Origin of the sequence: Paenibacillus sp. FSL R5-0923 (assembly GCF_038009145.1) — a bacterium.
Taxonomy (GTDB): domain Bacteria; phylum Bacillota; class Bacilli; order Paenibacillales; family Paenibacillaceae; genus Paenibacillus_AQ.
Genome location: NZ_JBBPAT010000001.1, coordinates 1759022 through 1780337, shown reverse-complemented (window position 1 = coordinate 1780337; position 21316 = coordinate 1759022). Strand labels below are relative to the sequence as shown.

The 21316-nt window shown below is 44.7% G+C and carries 10 protein-coding genes; 3 read left to right on the top strand and 7 right to left on the bottom strand.

Features of this window, described 5'->3' with window-relative positions:
- Positions 1 to 87: 87 nt before the first annotated feature.
- From MKX35_RS07995 to MKX35_RS07980, 4 genes are all read right to left on the bottom strand, one after another.
- Entirely contained in the window at positions 88 to 7608 is a 7521-nt protein-coding gene (locus tag MKX35_RS07995; RefSeq protein WP_076300371.1) for an S-layer homology domain-containing protein, read from the bottom strand.
- 462 nt (positions 7609 to 8070) lie between these two features.
- Complete coding sequence (locus MKX35_RS07990; RefSeq protein ID WP_076300372.1) at positions 8071 to 9081, bottom strand: ketoacyl-ACP synthase III; 1011 nt, start codon at positions 9079 to 9081, stop codon at positions 8071 to 8073.
- A gap of 132 nt (positions 9082 to 9213) precedes the next feature.
- The gene (locus MKX35_RS07985) at positions 9214 to 9882 is read right to left on the bottom strand and encodes a hypothetical protein (protein ID WP_341044020.1); all 669 of its coding nucleotides are present in this window, start codon (positions 9880 to 9882) and stop codon (positions 9214 to 9216) included.
- A 522-nt stretch (positions 9883 to 10404) separates the two neighbouring features.
- Complete coding sequence (locus MKX35_RS07980) at positions 10405 to 11802, bottom strand: MATE family efflux transporter (protein WP_042191684.1); 1398 nt, start codon at positions 11800 to 11802, stop codon at positions 10405 to 10407.
- Positions 11803 to 11962: 160 nt separating this feature from the next.
- On the opposite strand from MKX35_RS07980, the gene MKX35_RS07975 reads away from it, so the two are divergent.
- The gene (locus MKX35_RS07975; RefSeq protein WP_076300374.1) at positions 11963 to 12844 is read left to right on the top strand and encodes a helix-turn-helix transcriptional regulator; all 882 of its coding nucleotides are present in this window, start codon (positions 11963 to 11965) and stop codon (positions 12842 to 12844) included.
- A 69-nt stretch (positions 12845 to 12913) separates the two neighbouring features.
- Here MKX35_RS07975 and MKX35_RS07970 read toward each other — a convergent pair whose 3' ends face one another.
- From MKX35_RS07970 to MKX35_RS07960, 3 genes are all read right to left on the bottom strand, one after another.
- Positions 12914 to 14515, bottom strand: a complete 1602-nt coding sequence (locus MKX35_RS07970; protein ID WP_076300375.1) for an extracellular solute-binding protein — start codon at positions 14513 to 14515, stop codon at positions 12914 to 12916.
- A gap of 75 nt (positions 14516 to 14590) precedes the next feature.
- Positions 14591 to 15484 carry a carbohydrate ABC transporter permease gene (locus MKX35_RS07965; protein WP_042191692.1) on the bottom strand — a complete coding sequence of 298 codons (894 nt, stop codon included), beginning with the start codon at positions 15482 to 15484 and terminating at the stop codon, positions 14591 to 14593.
- A gap of 11 nt (positions 15485 to 15495) precedes the next feature.
- Complete coding sequence (locus MKX35_RS07960; protein WP_143759548.1) at positions 15496 to 16374, bottom strand: ABC transporter permease; 879 nt, start codon at positions 16372 to 16374, stop codon at positions 15496 to 15498.
- 499 nt (positions 16375 to 16873) lie between these two features.
- On the opposite strand from MKX35_RS07960, the gene MKX35_RS07955 reads away from it, so the two are divergent.
- A complete protein-coding gene (locus tag MKX35_RS07955) occupies positions 16874 to 19108 on the top strand; it encodes an AraC family transcriptional regulator (RefSeq protein ID WP_076300376.1) in 2235 nt (744 codons plus the stop codon).
- A 238-nt stretch (positions 19109 to 19346) separates the two neighbouring features.
- A complete protein-coding gene (locus MKX35_RS07950) occupies positions 19347 to 21275 on the top strand; it encodes an exosporium glycoprotein BclB-related protein (RefSeq protein ID WP_076300377.1) in 1929 nt (642 codons plus the stop codon).
- The last annotated feature ends 41 nt before the right edge of the window (positions 21276 to 21316 follow it).

Below are 21316 nucleotides of genomic sequence, written 5' to 3'. Positions count from 1 at the left end.
GTTTACAACGTCTCAGACCTCGATAAGATGTCTAAGGCATTGTCTAACTTGAGGGGATTTTTCATGTAGGGAACTTACAATTTCATTTTAGAATTTCGTAAGTAGATTTGAAATACTCTGAGCTGCCTCGGCACGGGTTGTCATCGATTGCGGAAGGAAGTTACCATCCTGATGACCCGTCAGAAGCTTAGCTTCTAGCGCACCTTGTACATAGGTTACTGCCCAAGAACTAACTTTAGAGCTGTCATTAGTCGCATGGAATGAGCTTGCTTCCGGCTTAACGCCCGTACGATATGCATAGGCTCTTACCAGCATAGCTGCCATTTCCTCGCGGGTAATCTGTTGATTCGGGTTAAAACGATCCTCGGATACGCCTTGAATAATACCTGCTTCAAAGGTTGCATTGACCGCCTCTTCGTACCACGATCCAGCGACTACATCTTGGAATGAAGTCGGACGACTCGCAGTTAAGGAAAGCGCTCTGCTGAGGAGAGCTGCATATTCTGCTCTTGTGATGGAACCCGATGGGTTAAACATAGAGTCAGATTGTCCCTTCACAATTTGTTTAGCAGATAGTTCCTGAATAGTCTTGTATGCCCAGTGACTTTCAGGTACATCTCGATAGCTGTTTTGGAACGAAAGAACAACGTATTGGCTAAAATGATTCAAATCTACGGTAAGACTGGTTTTGGACGGATTCATCGTCCCCCCTAGATAGGTAAAGCTGCCATTTTCCTCAATACGATAAATACCCGCTAGAGCTGGATTGGTTCCATTTAGAATCGGTAGTGTTATCTTCACGGGTACTGGGAATTGCTTCAGTGAATATTTATTACCAGACTCATCTGACATGATTAATGAGAAGTCCATGATGTCACTAACCCGTGAATACGGTGTAGTTATTGTAAGTTGATTCGATTGAATGGCTTCCATCTTCAAAAGTATTGTTGCTGTCTTCGCAGTTGATGGCAGAAGCTTACGAAGCTCGTTCAATACTTTGGAGGACATAATGGCACGAACCCCATTCACTTGAATCTCTAGATCCCTATTGCCGATCTGATCGAGTTGATCGATCGGAATCATAACTTGATTCTTATCCGCTTGAAGCTGCAAGATGATGTTTCCCTCAGCACTCTTCGTTAAGAGTTCATCTGGGATAACAACCGCCCCTGCAGGCAGCTCCGGCTTCACCTCCACTGGCGGCGTAACGCTTGATCCTGGGTTCCCCCCACCCGTTGGTGGTGTTGTCGAGGTATCATTTTCGCGCATAACAGCAATAGTGTAAATCTGTTTGGTTCCATCTTGAGCTGTCACAGTTACGGTGATCATATTAGTGCCGACATGTAAATCTCCACTGCCTGTTATCGATACAGTAGCCATAGGATCCGCTGCTGTATAGGTTACTCGCGTAACGGTTGTCGAGTAAGGTACAGTCAGTTCGTAGTTGTATTGCCCAGAGGCAAATCCACGAATCGTAGTTCCATTAACGCGAAGATCTACCAGATCTGCATTGCTTGAAGACTCCGCTTCAGGCTGACGCGTAATGATGATCGTATAAATATTTTGTAATCCGTCTTGAGCTGTCACGGTAACCTTCACGACGTTCCTACCAACCTCAAGGGCTCCACTACCCGTAATCTTAACTACGCTAGTCGGATCGTATGCCGTATAGGTAATATCCGTTACCGACGTACTATAGGGAACCGTTACGTTATAGTTCAACGTACTAGGTGCAAAAGCTGGTAGAGTTTCCCCATTCATTCGTAGATCGGACAGCAGAATTTGGTTAGGTAAGGATTCTGACTCACGGATGACGATAATGGTATACACATTCGAGCTGCCGTCTGGAGCTTGGACATGCACTTCCACCAGATTCTCGCCTACTTGCAGAGATTTACCACCTATGACATGAACGCTTAGTAAAGGATCTGCTACCTTATAAGTGACCTCTGCGACCGAAACATTATTCGGTACACGAATCGCATAGTTCATTTGATCCGGTGTGAAGCCGATCAACGATTGACCGTTTACCTGAAGATCTACTAGTGTTGCCTGAGAGATCTGTACTTCTTTAGTTGCAGTGGTCAAATTCGGCATCGTTTCATGCCCTTTCGCATCTGCAATCATCGCTTGCGTAATTTGTACAGCAGTAGCCTTTTCTTGTGGTGATACTCGTAGCTTAAGAATCGGAGCATCAGCTTGAATGCCATTCGTTGAGGTTAGAATGATTCTTGTCATTCCATTAACCATCTCTTTGCGCATAATCTTAACGCCAGGTTGAGCCGGTTCAATCGATGAGAAGTTGAGACTGCTGGAGTCTATATTCAAATCGATGGCTGTCACATCTGAAGTCGCATTGTTGATTGATACTTCATAACCGTTAACCTTTTGTGTAACAGCATCAACTAATTTTGTGAATCGCAAATCTGCAGCACCCGATTGTTTCTGTTCGGTTTGAGGTATGAACATACCGTCAATGACATGAGAATCTCCAATGGATGGGTTCAGGCCAAGTGCAGTTAGAACTGTTGCAGCCAAGTCTCTTGTATTCCCACCTTGCAATAATTTTTCCTTCCCGTCTTCGGTGGCTACTGTTCTACCATTCGCCGCGAAGAAGATTGTGGTGGCAAGGGGCTCGTCTTGCCCATGACTTGTTGCCATGCCCAAAGTTCCGTCTGCATTCTCTTTACCCCCACCATGGTCAGGCAGCATGAGGATGAGCGTATCTTCCAACAAATGATTGTTCTTTAAAGCATCATAGATGGTCTGGATGTTCTTATCCGTCTTCTTTATTTGCTCATAATACGACTTCGTATAGAATCCATCACCGTGGCCCGCCCCATCCATATCATCCAATTGGAAGAAAATTAACGAGGTATCTTTCGCTTTGCCGCTAGCTGCGTATTGCGTGAACGCCGCTACATCAGCTTCATCTCCTAGGGAATAACCTTCGACACCAACAGAAGGTTCAATATGCCCCTGAACAATGTTGCTCCAGGTGGAGAATACCGTTTGTTTAGTAGCAGGCAATGCCTCCCTAATTTTTTTGAATACCGTTGGGTAGTCCCATGATTCACTGTATGTGTAGGCTGCGGTATCGTCATTATATAGACCATGCTTTTCATAACCAACACCATTAATCATCGAACCCCAGTTTGGGGATGAGCTGGAAGGTAAAGTAGTTTTAGCCGTATAGCTAATAGCTCCATGCTCGATAATGTTCCGAATGGCTGGAATTTGCAGGCGATCGCCTACCTTTTCTTTCTTGGAGCTAGGCGTCTCCCAATAAGGAGCATCCTTGGAGACCGCTACACCCCCACCATCAATCCCGATGACAACTACACGTTTATAGGGCTGGTATTGGGCTTGGGCTGCCATATCTGCCAGCTCTTCATCCGAAATGCCTTTCGCAAGTGCAAGGTCACCTATCGTAACATAACCATCTGCATTAAGATCTTCGGAAGCTTTAGCATGGATCTGAATAACGGCAGGCGCCGATTCAAATGCCTTAATCGTTAGTTTTGTTGATCCAGTATAGAAATCCGCATGCTTAACTTCAATGATGCCTTGGCCGGAAGCACCAAGCGTATTGAATTTGAGCTCCGAGATTCTGGACTTTGCATACTCCAGCGGATTCTCGATGTTATAGACATTACCTCCTGGAAGTTCTAGTCTAACGATACCAGGGGTCGAAGCGTCTGTCTTGGTTGCGCGAGATGCGCTGACAAATTCGAACTGTTCTGGATCATAGGCTATCTCAACGACAGCTTTGTCCACTTTAGTCGTCATATCAGGTGTACGCAAATCTAGATTATATCGGAATTGCGTACCTTGAACCGTGTGCTTAGCTCCGATCAGATTTAATGAACCTGAAAAATCCTCAATGGAAGCAAGCGGCGGAGCACTGTTATACATATCAGAAACTTCCTGCGCGGTTAATGTTCTTCCATACATATGAAGCTCATCAAGCTGTACTTGCAGCGCATTGCTGTAATTGCCTGTACCATCATTTCCGATCATGGTTGACAATCCTGTATCCAGCGTACCCGTTCGACCTGCAATGGTCATGGTGCTTGCTATACCCTGATAGTTCGTGCCATTAACTTTGGTCACATTTACAGGAACACCATCTTTATAAAAATCAACTCGCCCTGAAGCACGATCATGCGATATGGCGATATGATGCCAGGTGCCATCTACAACATTTGGAATTTGGGCATCTGCACGCGATTCTCCGGATGTATTGAAGTTCCATTGAAGTGCACTTCCCTTCAGCGCTAAGGCATAACCTACATTTGCACCGGAATCCCAATTTTTGTTGGATAGAATCGCAGGGTCTCCTGAGACAGAAGGCGATTTAACCCAAAATGCGAACGAGAAGTTCTTGTCCTTGCCGAATTGCAGACTTGTTGGCTTGCCAAGATCAACATATTGCAGCGCTGAGCTCTTGGAATCGATACTCAAGGCTTGTCCGACGCGACCTTTCACGAACTGTGGATCTTTAACCGGTGTTGCCGGTATAGCATTTACAGATTGATCCTCCAAATTATTCTCGAAGGACATCTGTAGAAGTGTATCCGCAGAGAGCACTGAGCTACCAGTAAAATCGATTTCACTCATACTGGTGAATAAAGCGGTTGGGTTATAGGTGCTCGTGACAACAAATTTCACATATCTACCTTGTATCGCTTTATCCAAAATATTGAAGTCTTGATAGCTCGTGCCTTTCCAGGTTTTCTGGAATATGCCGATCGCTTTATTCGCCGGATTGCTCAAGTACGCCGGATCGGTCAAATCCGATAATTGATCCGAGGCGTAGAGTTCAAAATCCTTTGGAAATTCCAGAGCCGTCTGACTTAAGCGGCTAGTGCGCCCAATACCAGTTAAGTTCTTACTACCCTTCATGTCGATAATCACCCAATGTGGAAATGAAGCTGCAGGCTCCTGCCATTTGGAATGCCAAATCGTAGCGGTATCGTTATCTAGGATGTTCGCAGCATAGGCATTCTCATTGTCCGCATAGGAACTGAAGGAGTCGATTGTGAATGCGTTCTTAGGAATAAAGGAATATATTGCTGCCTGTTGTATTTTTTTATAGACCCACTGAAGCTCGACATAAGCAAGGTCAATTTCGGTTGGGCTATTACTTGCCGTCAGTTGTCTGGCTTTCTGAATTTGCTTCGCAAGCTCGTCTAGCTGTTCTTTCGGGTAAGATACACCACTGACTTTATCGCTGTTCATTTGGAAGGATGCAGCGTCATGAATTAATGTGGTGAGCTGTTCAAAGGTAAAGAGCTGAACACCCTTATAGGAATCCGACAATGCTTTATTTTCCGTGGCAGTGAGCGATCTCTTCCAGATTCTCAGATCATCTATGGTAATCGTTGCTCCGCCATTTCCTTTGTTGCCATCCACACCAATCAGCGTGTTAAAGGTTGTGTCTACACTTTGAGTGCCAAGCGAGGCAATACTCCCCGATGCTTTCTCCGTCCCATCTACATAAACTTTTGCTAAGTTGTTTGTTCTGTCCGCTGTAATGGTAAAGAGATGCCACTCCGTTCCTACACTTGATGCTGTAATATCCGCTCTTTTCGTTCCATCACTGATATTTAAGGTCATACCATTGGTGGAGGCAGGTCCAATATACCAGCCTAGGTTACCGCCACTATTCCAGTTTTTATTGGAGAGGAGAGTCTGATCCCCGGAAAGATTGCCTTTGTGCCAGAAAGACACGGTGAAGCTTCCTGCTCCGAATTTCAAATCATCACGCTTGCCCAAATCAATATAATTACTATTGCCCGCTGCAATGAGCGCAGCTTTATTGGATTTACCATCGACATACGTTACATTGCCTGCTAGACTTGCAAGCCCTGTCACGTCTTTAGCTTCATCGGATAGGTTTCCATCCAATTTCATATCGACCACTAGATCCTTCCACATGGTCGATGGATCAATTGGCGTCAGTTCAGGTGCTTCATTGCCGGCTGTGAACGATTGCTCAAGAGTTGCAGAGCGATTCCCGTAGGCATCAACAGCTGTCACTTGAACAATGTATGAAGTTTGAGGCGCAAGTCCTTCGAGTGGAATATTCATTGCATTCGGAATCGGGGAAAAGTAATAGTCAGAGAATACATTCACAGATTTGCTGCTAACTCCGGATCTTTTATCGATGACATTGATTTCATAATGATGCATAGATTGATCATCTTTCGCTTGCTTAAAGGAAAGTAAAGGTACCGTATCCTGATTCGTTATGTCGAGCTCACTATTGAATACAGGAGCAACCTTATTACGGTTAGCCGTCGTGTACTTGAAATTGCTCTTAATAGCTTCATTCGTCGAGCCTTTTAGCTGAATGACCCACTTATCTCCAGCAACTGTACCCGCACTGTTGAATGGAGGCTGCGGCTCAGCCGTCCACTTACCGTCTGTGTAGATATCTCCAGGATCTGCGTTAAACGCAATCCGATCCACTTCAACCCGATCCGCATATACCTCAACGAAGTCGGCCTGACTGACAGGAAATTCAAAACGTCCTTCAAGTCCCTTCTTAGTCACTTGGGAGTAACCACGATCGGATTCAATGTAAGACATGGAGCCAAGGTTAACTGAAGTGAAATCCTTCTGGTAAATGGAGCGATCATCACTAATATTCAGATGGGAATGTCCGGAGAAGGTAATCACTTGAGGATAGTCTTTGAGATCCGTATAAAGATTAGGATTCGATGCCTGTTGCCCATCCATTACCGTATTCGATATAGGTTGGTGCACATTCACGAAGATGGGGGTATTCTGATTCTTCGGATCAGCTGTGAGCTCTGCAAGTCTACCCTTTAGCCAATTACGCTGACCTGTATCTGAGTTGTAGTTGTTCCCGTTTAAAAATAAGAAATGATAGCCACCGATTTCAGATTCATAATAGCCATTCGGCTGGTTTGTAAACCAGTCCGTGGGATAATGTTCGTTGACTTTAGCAACGGTGGAATCGTGGTTACCTATAGCCATTCGGATCTGGGTGTTATTCCACTGCTTTCTAGCTAAATTTTGCTCAAAAATTTCCCGAACCATCACATGGTCATTAGGCTTGTCGTTCCCATTATCATTAATCATATCGCCAACGACGAGTATCGCATCCGGGTTCGGGAAAATCGACCCTATCGTATCAAAGAATTGGGTATAACGTGCATCTGCTGAAGCATGTGAGCCCACATGTACGTCTGACATCGCTACAAACTGGAGCAATGGCTTTTCTTTGGTCTTGATGATATAAGAGAAGGTTACTCCTTTACTTGCCACACCATTTTTGATCGCAATGGCTGACAAATTCGTTGTTTTGGAGATCGAGATCGGCCCGTTATATTTCAAACTATGAACATCCGGAAGCGTGCCGTCGAGTGTATAGTAAATGTCAGCATTCTGCGTTGCAGTTGTGAGGTGGATCGTCTGTGCTTCTTCATATCGGCCGGTGGGTACAGAAGTCGTTGGTTGATCTACAGATAGAATCTCAGATTCTTCAGCTGCAAACACAGGGGTGATATTCGGCATCGTAGAACAAATCACTGTGAGTGCCAGTAATAATGCAACAAATTTCCTACCTTTTCTGAACAAAATCATCTCTCCCAAGCATTATTTTATAGTTTTGAATCACATGAAAACTCTCCATCAACAGATGAGCTAACTACCCTTATCTCGGATATATTCGATAACTCCTCCTTTCTTCATCCTATTCAAAGTACATCCCATACTATTTTTTTGGTAGACTGGGGTCTGCTGTGTTTATTGTAGGTATGGATTATTTGCCTAGCATTAAATATCTGTAAACTTCAAAAGATGCATCCAAAGGCTGTGATATGGGTCAAAACGCCTAACTCAATCCCAAAAGATGCCTAATAAATGAATAACATCTGCATATCATTAGCCGAATATGATCACAACAGTAGCCTAATACATGCATAATATATGCCCAAGAATACTTTTAGTAATGAAACAAAAACGACCGTTCCTCGAAAAAATACCGAGAAACGGTCGTTGCTTTAACAAAGTTTTATTATTTATGTTTACCTGAACAACTCACAATAAAGTTGGCTCCCCTACTTGCTCATCCAAGTTCAGCTCTACCAGTTGACCGGCCTGCGTCAGCCCCGCACCAAAGCCATACATCAGAATCTTGTGCCCGTTCTTTACTTTGCCTTCACGAATGCCCAAATCAAGAGCTAAGGGAATTGTTGCGGCAGAAGTATTGCCAAAATTCACAAGACTATGCAGCACTTGCTCCATCGGATAGTTCATACGCTCGCAAATCGGCTCAATCATTCTCATATTTGCGCTGTGTGGAATAAACCAATCGACTTGCTCCAGACCCACTTCTGCTTTTTCAAGAAGCTGCTGTACACCGAGAGGAACGGTTCTGACCGCCCAACGAAATACCTCGCGTCCGTTCTGTACGAGCATCTGTGTATCTACCAGTTCAATATTATTCACCGTATGGGCTAGACCCGTGCGATACACATGATGCGCGCCGCTGCCATCACTAGCTAGCTGAAAGCCTAAAAATCCCGTCGATTGCTTATCACTCTCCACAAGCACTGCACCGGCCCCATCACCAAAAAGGATACATGTACTGCGATCAGTATAATCTGTAATCTTGGAGATCGTATCCGCACCAATCACTAGAACCTTACGGTGCATCCCTGAAGCAACATAGCTATGAGCTGTATGAAGCGCATATACAAAACCTGCACAAGCTGCGCTCAAATCTATAGCTCCTGCAGTCTGCGGAATATTTAAGCGGTCTTGAATCAAAGAAGCTACTGAGGGAAAGGAAAAATCAGGTGTACTAGTAGCTACAAGGACCATATCCACATCCTCAACGTTTTTTCCATAACGTTTCATTAGATCCTGTACTGCCGATACACATAAATCGCTTGTGTATTCATCCTGCCGACTAATTCTGCGTTCACGAATTCCAGTACGCCCCACAATCCACTCATTATCAGTATCCACCATCTGCTCAAGATCGGCATTGGTCAGTCTTTTAGCCGGGACATAAGTTCCGATAGCTGTAATTTTTGCACCTGTCATTCCAATCACCTCTTCATTTAGTATCTGATATTAGTACTTGGTACTAATTATAACTCTACACCTGCTATAAAGTAAAGAATGCCGGTAAAGCAGCATGGCTTCCCGGCACTATCAATACATATCTCGAACTACTTAAGCACGATTTACTTTACGGTGTTTTCTTTTTCTGACGAAAAATAGAATCGCAGCAATGATTACCACCACTAGGATGATTAACACGATCACTATATTCCATACATTTGGCACATAAAGCTGCATTTTGATCGGCTCCGTATCCCCCAGCGTAACATTCCAGGTAAGTGTTCTGCCTTCATCAACAGCTGCATTATTATCACCAATCAGATCTATTGGCAACGTTAGTTTAAAATCAAATGCAAAGTTTTTCAACACCGCCCGAATAATCGGCTTTGATAAACTCAATGTCCCCATGTTATCCATAATAGTATCCACATAGCTATTAAATTGAGGCTGCGCTTCAACATCATACTTAGTAAATAACAAATTCTTTTTAGTAACGAGCTGTAGATCCACAATATCCAGCCCCATAGAGGTTGAACCTATATCCTCAAATGAAGCGTAATTTTTCTGGATTTCATAGACTGTAGACTTACCTTCTTGTCGTTTTTCTAGCTGAATCCCTTCCTCCTTCAATTTATCTGTCAGACTCTTCTCCATTTTATCGCTGATCAATGCTTCTGTTCGGGAATCCAATTTCACATTCATTGCTAAATCTACGCTTTGATTCTTATTCACCGTGACGTGAACGGTACCATTAGAACATCCCGATATTAGTATCATCATTAAGAGCAGTGTTAGGATCGTCAAGCCTCTCCATTTTAACGGCATTTTCCTCAAACCCTTCAGTAGTATGTATTCATAAAACAGGTACCCATGCTCTAAAGGCTAACTCATTTATATCATAGAATCAAATTCTATATGAATGAATAATCAAATTTCAGAACCATCAAACTTAAATTTTATACTCGCACAAAAAAGAGGCTAACCCCTAAGTAATTATTTACTCATGGGTAGCCTCTCTCCAAAAACATCACCCAACACCCACAGCTCGGTGGGCGATTGCGCAGCAGATGGGAATTGGTGCTTGGCGCGCTTAGGGTGCTCAGTGGTGCTTGGAATGCTTGATGTTTGTTGTCGCTCGATGTTACTTGCAGTTCTCAAACTTTCTATTGGACTCCAGAGTCGCTATTTTCGAAAAAACGGCTCTTTTGGGCAACTATCGGACCCCAGAGACACTATTGCTATTGGTGCAAAAAGACATCATTACACTCCATTGCCCACCATGGTCGGCTTATAGAGTCCCGCTCATATAGTTAACGAAGTACTTCTTTTCCCGGCTCCATGTAGTGAGGCATTCCCTTCACTCAAACCGATATCCGCCTGACGGATAACTTTCCTCCCTCTCCAGCGCATTAGAACAAGCATCCCCCGCACAAATTCATCAGCAATCATACAGCAGTAGATCCCTGTGAGCCCCCAGCCTAAGCTGATTCCAAACCAGTAAGAACATCCCACTCCAATAATGGACATAGACACGATGGAAGTATACATCGTATAACGGGTATCGCCGATGGCGTTCAGCGCATTACCCATGCCCATATTCAGCATTTTGCAAGGTTGCAGTAGGAGATTTAGGGCCAGTAGGGAAATCCCAATCGCAATAATCCGCGGGTCGGAAGTAAAATAACCTAGTAGATTCCTGCCGAAAAGAAATAGCAGTAACATGTTCGCTGATACAATAGCCAAGCCGATATACAGCGTGCGATATGCACTACGATAAGCCTCTTTCAGCTTCCCTGCCCCGAACAAATGCGCGATCTGTATCTGTCCAGCCAGCGCGATTGCATACCCTAACGTGAAGCAAAAGGACTCTAAGGTATTGAGATAAGTCCGTGCGGCTAACGCTTCAGCCCCCAGTGCGGCTAGAAAGGAATAGACAATCAACTGCGAGAACACCCAGCAGGAAGAATTAATCCCTAGAGGCCAAGCAATCCTTATAATTTCCTTGAATAGCTTGCCGTTGAATATACGGAAATCCCTAAGTCTAATCTTAATCTCGAAGGAACCTCTAAACATGGTATACAGCATGATCACACCGACCAGTCTACTGATAATACTTGAGATTGCGATTCCCGCAAGCCCTAGCTGTGGCAGACCGAACATCCCGAATATAAAAGTATAGTTCAGAATAATGTGAATGACATTTATGATGACCCCTGTGTACATTGGTCCTCTGGTATTCCCTGTATTACGAATCGCTGTTCCAAGGGAAGCAATCATCCCCACCAAAAACAGACCGCCACCGACATACGAGATATAGATATTGGACAGTGATAATAGCTCAGGCGATATATTTAGAATCCCCGCTATTGGACCCGCATAGAAGAACAGGATGATACTCACGACAATACCAAGAATGAGACTAACCGATACGCCCATAATTGCAATCGTACGCGCTTCGCTGAAACGTTTTGAACCCATTCTTTGCGCGATCAGGATCCCCGCACCGCCCGCAAAGGTGGTAAAAAGTGTGGTCAACGCACCGAACAATTGATTGGAAATGCCGACTACGGCGACTGCATCGTCTGAAATACGGCTGACCATGAGTGTATCTACCGTACCTAGCAGGGTCTGAAGAAACACCTCTATAAATATAGGCCAAGCCAATACCCATAGTCCAAAGCCCTGTCTTTCTTTTTTCACTAAATAAACCTCCCCTTAAACCAAACATGCATACTAGACCTAAGAAACAGCATATTTTTTCTTTAGGTCAGACTAAATTATAGATGATATACTTTTGGTGATGGTACAGATTTCAAACCAATAATTTCATTATTTCAACCTCATAAAAGGAGATCTCTCCATGAACATTATTAATTTTATCGTCCCGCCAATGCCCTATTATATCGTAAGTGGATTGCACACCTTCTCACCAGGGCATTACCACATGAGCCGCCACAATATCAAGGTATTTGACTTGCTTGTAGTCAAGCAGGGCTGCCTATATATGAATGAAGGAGGTCTCACCTTTCAGGTACGTGCAGGTCAGGCACTGCTTCTTCGTCCAGATAGCCATCATTTCAGTACGGACAGCTGCAAGGAACACACCTCTTATTATTGGCTGCATTTTCAGACAGTGGGCGATTGGAATATTTCCGAGGCTACAGCTTCAACACCAGAGACAGAACATACCAGAGTGGAGCATCCTCTTCATTCAGACGAATTTAATATACGCACTTTTACCTTACAGCTGCCCCAATATACCTCTCTGCTACAACCGTCCAAGATGGAAGAACTGCTCTCGCAGCTGAATCAACTAGCGCCTAATTCCCATTTGAGCAATACTCCATTTCAGCAGCAGCTGCTATTCCAAGAGGTTCTCCAGCAATTATCTGCCTCTCTGCGCCATGAGCGTCCCTCTCCCTCCAAAATATGTGCAGAGCAAGCTGCCTCCTACTTGCGTAGTCATTTCCGTGAGCGTATCACAGCACAGCAGCTAGGGGAGAACCTGAACTTTCATCCTGTATATATCGCTCGTTGCATGAAAAAGGAATACGGCTGTGCACCTATGGATTACCTGCTGCACTACCGAATTCAGCAGAGTAAGCTATTACTGATGCAGACCAGTTACACGATTGCCCGGATCGCCGAGGAGGTCGGCTTCAATCAAGCGCCTTACTTCAGCTCCAGCTTCGTCCGCATTGAGGGAACCACTCCGCGGGAATTCCGCCAGCGCTTCTCGTAGTCTCCTAAAATACAAAAAAGGGATGCTCCCCGCCTTTATGGCTTAAGGAACATCCCTTGCTCTTTTTTATTACAGACCCTTCTCCTGTACGTAAGCATTCCATTGCTTGATATATTCCGCCTGAATTTTCTCAAGGCCGGCTTGCTTAGCCTTCTCCATAAAGGTAGCTAGACCCGCATCAACATCCTCTACCAATCCGGCTTGCAGCGGATACAGGTATTGCTTTTCTACCTGTTCCAGCGCCGCTTTTTCAGCCTGATAAGAGGTGTAATCTTCTGCAAATCCTGTGAAGATATCCGGCTTCTGAATCTTATCAAGCTCAGCGAAAATCTCTTTGACGCCATCATAGGATTTGTCGAATAACATAAATTCCGGGTTCCGCCATGCCCAGCCGTTCATCCCTTCACGAGTGAAGCCGTTCGTAGAAGCATCTCCAATAAGCTCATAATAGCCGTTTGCATCAACCTTATAATTTTTTCCCTCAACACCGTATTGTGTCAGCTGGTTATAACGTTTATCCAAAACCATCTTCTCATAAAAGGCTAATGCACGTTCCGGGTTCTTGCTGCCCTTCGGAATAGCAAATCCATTATGAATAGGATGCACCGGTGTTGCGTAACCGATTGTTTTACCATAAGGATAGTAACCCAACTCCCAATCTGGATGAGCTGCTTTAACTTTCATCAGCGTATCGTTGAAGCGAGTCGGGTTATCACCGAAGATGGATGCCGCTTTACCCGCAATAACCGGAGCCTGAAGAGTGTCCTTCACGTTCAATACATTTTTGGAGATTAGGCCTTTTTCCTGCCAACGTCTCATGGTCAGCAGTTCTTCTTTATGTTCCTCCGAGCCCCAGTAAAGATAAGCCTTCGAAGGATCGCTGTACTTGATTCCGATACCATAAGGCAGCGGACTTCCGACCATCGCGGTAAGTGTAGTGTAGACATCATGCAGATTACCCCTCACATCACTGTTAAAGGATGCCGACGACATCTTCGGTTCATTCTTCTTGATCCCTTCCATATAAGCCTCATAGCTGGCCAGATCTGTCGGCTCAGGCAGATTGTATTTCTTACGCAGATCCTCACGCCATACGAAACCGTTAGTTACATATTCCTTATAGGTCGCGGGTACAGTGTAAATCTTGCCATCAATCTTAACTGCATCCCACATATCCTGCGGTACAAATTGCTGGAGCGCTGGAGCAGCCGTCGGCAGCAAATCATCTATAGCCAAAAAAGCTCCTTTTTTAGCATAAGCTTGATACTGTGTCCAATCCGCAGTAAAAATCAAATCAATCGATTGTCCAGAAGATAGTAGCAATTTGTACTTCTGATCCCAGTCTGTCCAAGTTGTATAGTTGAATTTAACGGTTGCATTCAGATCCTCTTCAGCCATCTTGTTAATTTCCGCTTCAACGCTCGAAAGATCCTTCGGGGCATCGCCCAGCATATAAAACTGCAGCTCTACCTTCTTCGATGTATCCAGCCCCGACTTCTCCTCAGTCTCAGCATTGGTGCTCTGAGCCGTATTCCCGCCGCTAGTACTCTCTTTTACCGCTGCATTTTCCCCGTTCGTGGAACTAGAATTCCCCCCACAGCCTGCCAGTAGAGCCAAGCTCAGTACTGACGTGAGCAGAATAGACATGCTTTTGCCCCGTAGCTTATTCATCTGAATCCTCCCTTTTCACTATGCTTCTATGTTAGCCGACTTTACCTAAACCCGGGTAGGGGTAAGGTTACGGTTCTAACCTTTTACAGCTCCGATGGTCAACCCTTTGACGAAGTAACGCTGAACGAATGGATACAGAAATAGAATTGGTCCAGTCACAACAATCGCCATGGCCATTTTGGTAGACTCAGCAGGGACTTCTGTAGCCAGAGACACCCCAGTTCCAGCGCCCATCTGTGCAATGAACTGCGCTGAATTGATAACATTGTACAGATAGAACTGCAGTTGATATTTATGGGTATCATTAATGAACAGTGAAGATGTGAACCAGTCATTCCAGTAATACAATGCAAGGAACAATCCGACTGTAGCAATCCCTGGCATGGAGAGCTTGAGGACGATCTGCCAGTAGATTCTGAAATCACCGGCCCCATCGATTTTCCCAGAATCAAATAGCTCCTCAGGGACTGCTGATTTAACGAAATTCTTCATTAAAATAATTAAGAACGGTGTCATCAGGCCTGGTAGCACCAATACAGCATAGGAATCCAGCAGACCGAGGTATTTAGTAATCATGATGTACCAAGGAACAAGTCCTCCACCAAACAAGGTCGTAAAGTATATATAGAAGGAAAAGGTATTGCGGTATTTGAAATCCTTGCGGGCCAGCACATAACCAGCCATCGTCATGAAGAAGAGTCCTAATGTCGTTCCCACTACAGTGGTGACGATGGTGACCGTGTAAGCACGCAGTACTTCATCCGGGAAAATGAACACCGTCTTGTAGCCTTCAAGAGAGAACTGCCCCGGAATCAGATGATAGCCATCCCGGATAATAGATTCATTGCTGGTTAATGATGCGGATATAATTAGCAGAAAGGGCAGCAGGCAAGCAACCGACAGTCCAATGATGACCACATAGGCGATTGCATGAAGCATCCGTGTATATTTATCCTTTTGAATTTTCATTTCTTGTCCTCCTAGAACAGGGCGTAGTCATCATTTATTTTGCGAATAATATAGTTAACCGTCATGATGAGGACAAAACCGAACAAGGACTGATAGACCCCAGCAGCAGTAGCCATGCCCACATCAAACGTTACTTTAAGCGAGCGATAGACGTAGGTATCGAGAATATCCGTCGTATTATAGAGAAGCCCGTTGTTTCCTATTAATTGATAGAACAGATCAAACTGCCCTTTCATAATACTTCCGAGCGCAAAGAGCAGCAGCACCACAAAGGTTGATTTCAGCATTGGCACTGTAATATACCAAATCCGTTGAAAAATATTAGCGCCATCGATCTTAGCCGCTTCATAATATTCATCACTGATCCCTGTAATCGCTGCTAGATAGATAACCATGCTATAACCGAGATTCTTCCATAGATAGAAGATAATAATTAGAAAAATCCAAGCCCAGGGTTTGCTGTAAACGTCCACCGGATCAAGCCCAAATTGTGTAAGCATTGTATTTAAGAAACCGCTGTCATAATTGAACAGGTTGTAGACAATAACACTTAGAATGACGAAGGATACGAAATATGGTAGAAACATTATCGATTGGCTAATCTTTTTAAACCATTTCCCATTCAGTTCACTTAAGAGAATCGCACAAGCAATCGCCAGCACATTCCCAAGTACAATAAAAGCGATGTTGTAACCTATCGTGTTCATCGTCAGCTTCACCAGTGTGCCGGATCTCCAGAGAAACTCGAAATTCTGCAAGCCGACGAACTTGGAATTAAACATACTGCTGTTGAAGTCAAATTGAGTGAACGCATAATAGATACCTACCATTGGAAAATAAGAATTCACTAAGAAAAAGATCAAGGTGGGCAGCAGCATCAGAAACATCATCCGATTGTGTATCAGTTCATAAATAAATCCCTTCTTCTTTCTTGTCGTCCGTAAGCGTGCTCTTCCATCGGCCTGGATGCCAAGTTCGACGGTTGAGATTCCTTTGGATGAGGTTTGGCTCAAGGTCTCTCACTCCCTTTAATGTAGAAACTGCATAATTCCACTATAGGGTGGTTCTTTTGAACACAGAAGTGAAGCTTCATAGCTTTCCTGCACAAACTGGAGAAATCGCTGTTGAACAATAAGGATGTTTATGAAGAAACGATGAATAGTGTTAATGCCAGTGTAATAGGGGAATGCACTCGAATATCCCGAAAATAATGATGATAAGTGCACAAATATTTATTTTCTTCACAGCTATATATTGGTAAAATACAACATTCTAGTGTTACTCCACTGTTCTGTTCACTCTAGGGCAATTATAATAAGAGGACTTCATATCTAGAGTTCATCCAGAGCCTTATCCAATAAGCCGCATATATTTCGGGGGAGGGCTATTATGAAGAATAATGATATACGGAGAAAAAGACTGCTGTATGGCAAGCTGCTAACAACGATTACACTATGTATTTCGTTAACTCTTCTGGTCTCTACAATCGTGTACTATACATACTACATCGGCGTCGAGAAGACTCAGACCTTCCGTTCCGATCTAAGAGATCTAACTCAGACTGGCAAAAAAGTAGTCAACATGGCTGAAGTAGCTCAAACGCTTTCATTTCAGCTGTACAGAACCTCCACTATTTCCCATCTGTTGTTCTACAACAAACCTTCCATTTATGAGGTTACGGCTGCAATGTCGGATCTCGGAAACTATCTGAACTCCATGCCATACATTGAATCCATCTATGTTTATAATCCGAATAATGACACTATATATATATCAGCGGCGCAAGGGCAGAATGGTGTGTACTCCACAGGAGAGTTAGAGGACACTGAAATCATACAGATGTTGAATCATTATCAGGATTACAAAACATTCACTCCGATCCCACGCACCTATTCCATCGGCGAACCCAAATCAGAAGCTATCGCTGTCTATACTTATCTCTGCTATGATGCGATCAACTGGGACCGCGCCATCAATTCTGCAGTTATTGTTAATATATCAGCAGCTTGGATAAACAAGGAGTTGGCTAACAGCAATACCGCCGGTAGTGGTAATACTTATCTTCTTGATGACCAAGATCGGTTTCTATCGGGGAACAAGCTGACATTGGAGAAACTCTCAGGGGATGAAAGCAGCTGGATAGAGAATAAAGTTAAAGCCCGCTCCGCAGGTTATTTCACAGCTCCTTTTCAAGGCCAGAAATCACTAGTGTCCTATACTTCACCAGATTCTCTTGGTTGGCAGTATGTTCGCATTACTCCATATAATGTGATCACAGAACAGACCAACCAAATCCGTAATACAACACTACTGATTTCTTTGATTATTTTAATATTCGGACTTATCATTTCTAGAACGCTGTCCAAACGCCTCTACCTTCCTATTGATTCCATTGTAAGCCGAATGAATAGCCTTGAAGCTGACAAGCGCAACAGTATGTTTACGATTAGACAGAATTCATTACGTAATCTTGTGCTCGGTATAAAAGCCCCCCACAGCAGTCGGCCTAGTGATTTCGAGCAACTAAGTATTGCTTTCAACTTAAACGAAGGTTATCGGCTTGTATTGCTGCGTATTGATGAATACAATACCCTGCGACAAGAGCGAGGTGCTTATCTACTTGCATACAAGTTCGCGATCATGAATATTGCTTCGGAAATTTGCGGTCAGACTTATCAAGTGGAAAGCGTAGATATGAACGACGACAGCGTAGTTATGTTACTTAGCAGTATGACGTCCGCTGAATCTCTCGATACAGAATTGATCGAAGTACTGCTGCGACAAATCCGTGTGGCTTGCTGCGATTATCTGAAAATAGGATTATCGCTAGTGTACAGTCCCGTTAGTGATAATCCAGATCGATTGAACCACCTATATAGCCAGGCCAAAGAGGCTTCTAAACATAGACTTTTTTATGGGCATGGCTGCCTAATCAACGCAGAGAAGATTAACGAATTGCAGAATAACCTATACTCTTACCCTGCGGATAACGAGAAAAAGCTGGTCGATGCCCTCACCAGTGGTAGAACAGACGAAGCCCGTAGCCATTTCTCTGACATCGTGCGCGAATTGGACCAATACCCCTACTATGTACTAGAACTAACGCTATCCAGGGTGACGCTAACGATTAAGAGAATCATCGATAATATCAAAAAGCTCAGCTCTACATCTGTGGAAGATATCCTCAAGATACCTTCACTTGAGAATTACGAGACGATGAAGGAGCTTGAAGAAGCTTTTTACCAACTCTTCGATGATATTCAGGAATTACAGGCCGATAAACGTAGCTCTAAGCAAAGTGATCTGATCCGTCAAATTAACCAAAAAATCAATCAATCTTACACGGACCCCAGCCTGGGCCTGAACCAGATTGCTGATGAGCTTAACCTGTCACCTATATATGTCAGCCGTCTTTATAAGCAGCAAACAATGACAGCTATTGTGGATGTCATCATGGATGTACGAATGCAGGAAGTATGTCGCCTCTTGAAAGAGAGCGATCTGTCCGTATCGGATATTGCTGAAATGGCCGGTTTCACGAGCAGTTCTTATCTCCATCGGATGTTCAAACGCAACTTCAGCATCACGCCGATGGAATACAGGCGTTCTAATACTCGTTCATAAAACTGAAGGCTGAGTGAGAATGCGAACGGAGTACAGATCAATAACACTACTAAACTACTCTATCAAAAAAGGCAGGCTACTGTATTAGCGGTGGCTTGCCTTTTTAATGTAGGTTCATGTGTATCGACTTCCAGAGCGATTACTGTAACAACTTCAGCTTCTCTGAATATGCTGATTGGGCAGGTTCCCAATTTTTAAAGGTATGAAAAGGAGAAGCTCAAGGAGGAGATACAGAAGCATGTCAGATCATTATCATAGACCATTCAAAGGTGACGCTATCCTAAACAAACAAGGAAGAATAAGCAGTCCTGTCAGAAAAAGAGAGTGTGCTGCACTATTAAAAATAGTCACAGAGCTTGCTACAGTGGTACCTCCCGCACTTACGAATCCCACTACACTTCATATTTCCAATCTTCAAAGAGTGTTAAGAGAGCTCATGGAATTCTTGCATGAGGCTAGGATATGCAGCCCTTTTAGAACGGAGCTTCTTTCTGTAGTAGAAATAACCATTGTATCTACTGAGGTCAGTCCCTTCTCCGTCGTGAGCGTGGGTACTAATCTTCAACAGCTGTTAGCCGAGTTATTATCTTTTATCCTCGCCACGAAAATAGACTCTCATTGCAAAGATCAGTTGGTAATTCAAATCAGACATATTCAAGCTTCTATTTCACAAGCGCTCGGCTTACCTATTAAGGGTGCGACGGGGCCACAAGGTCCTCAGGGACCCCAAGGAACTCAAGGGCCTCAAGGACCTCAAGGACCTCAGGGTCCTCAAGGAGCCACTGGTGCTGGGCTGCAAGGTATTGTAGTCTTTAATCCGGCACAAAGCCCATTGTATCCAGCGGGTCAAGTAGTAACCTTTAATGGCAGCACTTATATAGCTACTGTTGCCGGACCCAAAGGAACACCAGGTAGTTCATCAGATTATTTACTAATTGCTGGTGGAGCAACAGGTGCGACTGGTCCGCAAGGACCTCAAGGGGCGCAGGGTCCTCAGGGTCCTCAAGGAGAATATGGTGTTGGCGGGACAGGCGCGACGGGTGCGACTGGGGCGCAAGGTATACAGGGACCTCCAGGTCCTGGAGCAGGGGCAACTGGAGCGACAGGCGCGACAGGTACTGCGGGGCTGGCTGGCGCAACGGGCGCGACAGGTACTGCTGGAATTGCTGGCGCGACGGGTGCGACAGGTACTGCCGGACTTGCTGGACCGACAGGGGCTACAGGTACTGCCGGGCTTGCTGGTCCGACAGGGGCTACAGGTACTGCCGGGCTTGCTGGTCCGACAGGGGCTACGGGTACTGCCGGACTTGCTGGACCGACAGGGGCTACAGGCACCGCCGGGCTTGCTGGTCCGACTGGTGCGACGGGTACTGCCGGGCTTGCTGGTCCTACAGGGGCTACAGGCACCGCCGGGCTTGCTGGTCCGACAGGGGCTACGGGTACTGCCGGGCTTGCTGGTCCGACAGGGGCTACAGGCACCGCCGGGCTTGCTGGTCCGACAGGGGCTACGGGTACTGCCGGGCTTGCTGGACCAACAGGGGCTACGGGTACTGCCGGGCTTGCTGGTCCGACTGGTGCGACGGGTACTGCCGGGCTTGCTGGAGCTACGGGGGTTACCGGAGTTACAGGAATTACTGGGGCAACCGGTGATGGCGCAATCATTCCACTGGCATCTGGTGGACCAATTATTATGACCACGATTTTAGGTGGTTTGGTGGGAACAACAAGCCTTATAGGCTTCGGAAGTTCAGCCACAGGCATTTCTCTTGTTGGTGGAAACATAGATTTGACAGGTACTGTTCTTGGACCTCTTATCAACTTTGCAATGTCCGTTCCTCGTTCAGGAGTGATAACATCTATTGCTGCATACTTCAGTAATACAGTAGCTTTATCACTTCTTGGTACTTCCGTAAATGTGACGGCACAATTATTCCAATCTACTTTACCAAATAATACATTCACACCTGTTCCTGGGGCCTTAGTACCTCTGCCAACTATCACAGGCACAATTAATCTAGGAACTTTTGTCAGCGGAATTACAAATGGCATCAATTTTACTGTAACACCACAGACTCGCCTTCTTATGGTATTTTCAGCTACTGCTACAGGTTTAAACCTTGTAAATACAGTCACTGGTTATGCAAGTGCAGGCTTTACTATTGTATAATCACTAACACAAACAAAAGCATCTGCCCTCCCTACTAAAGG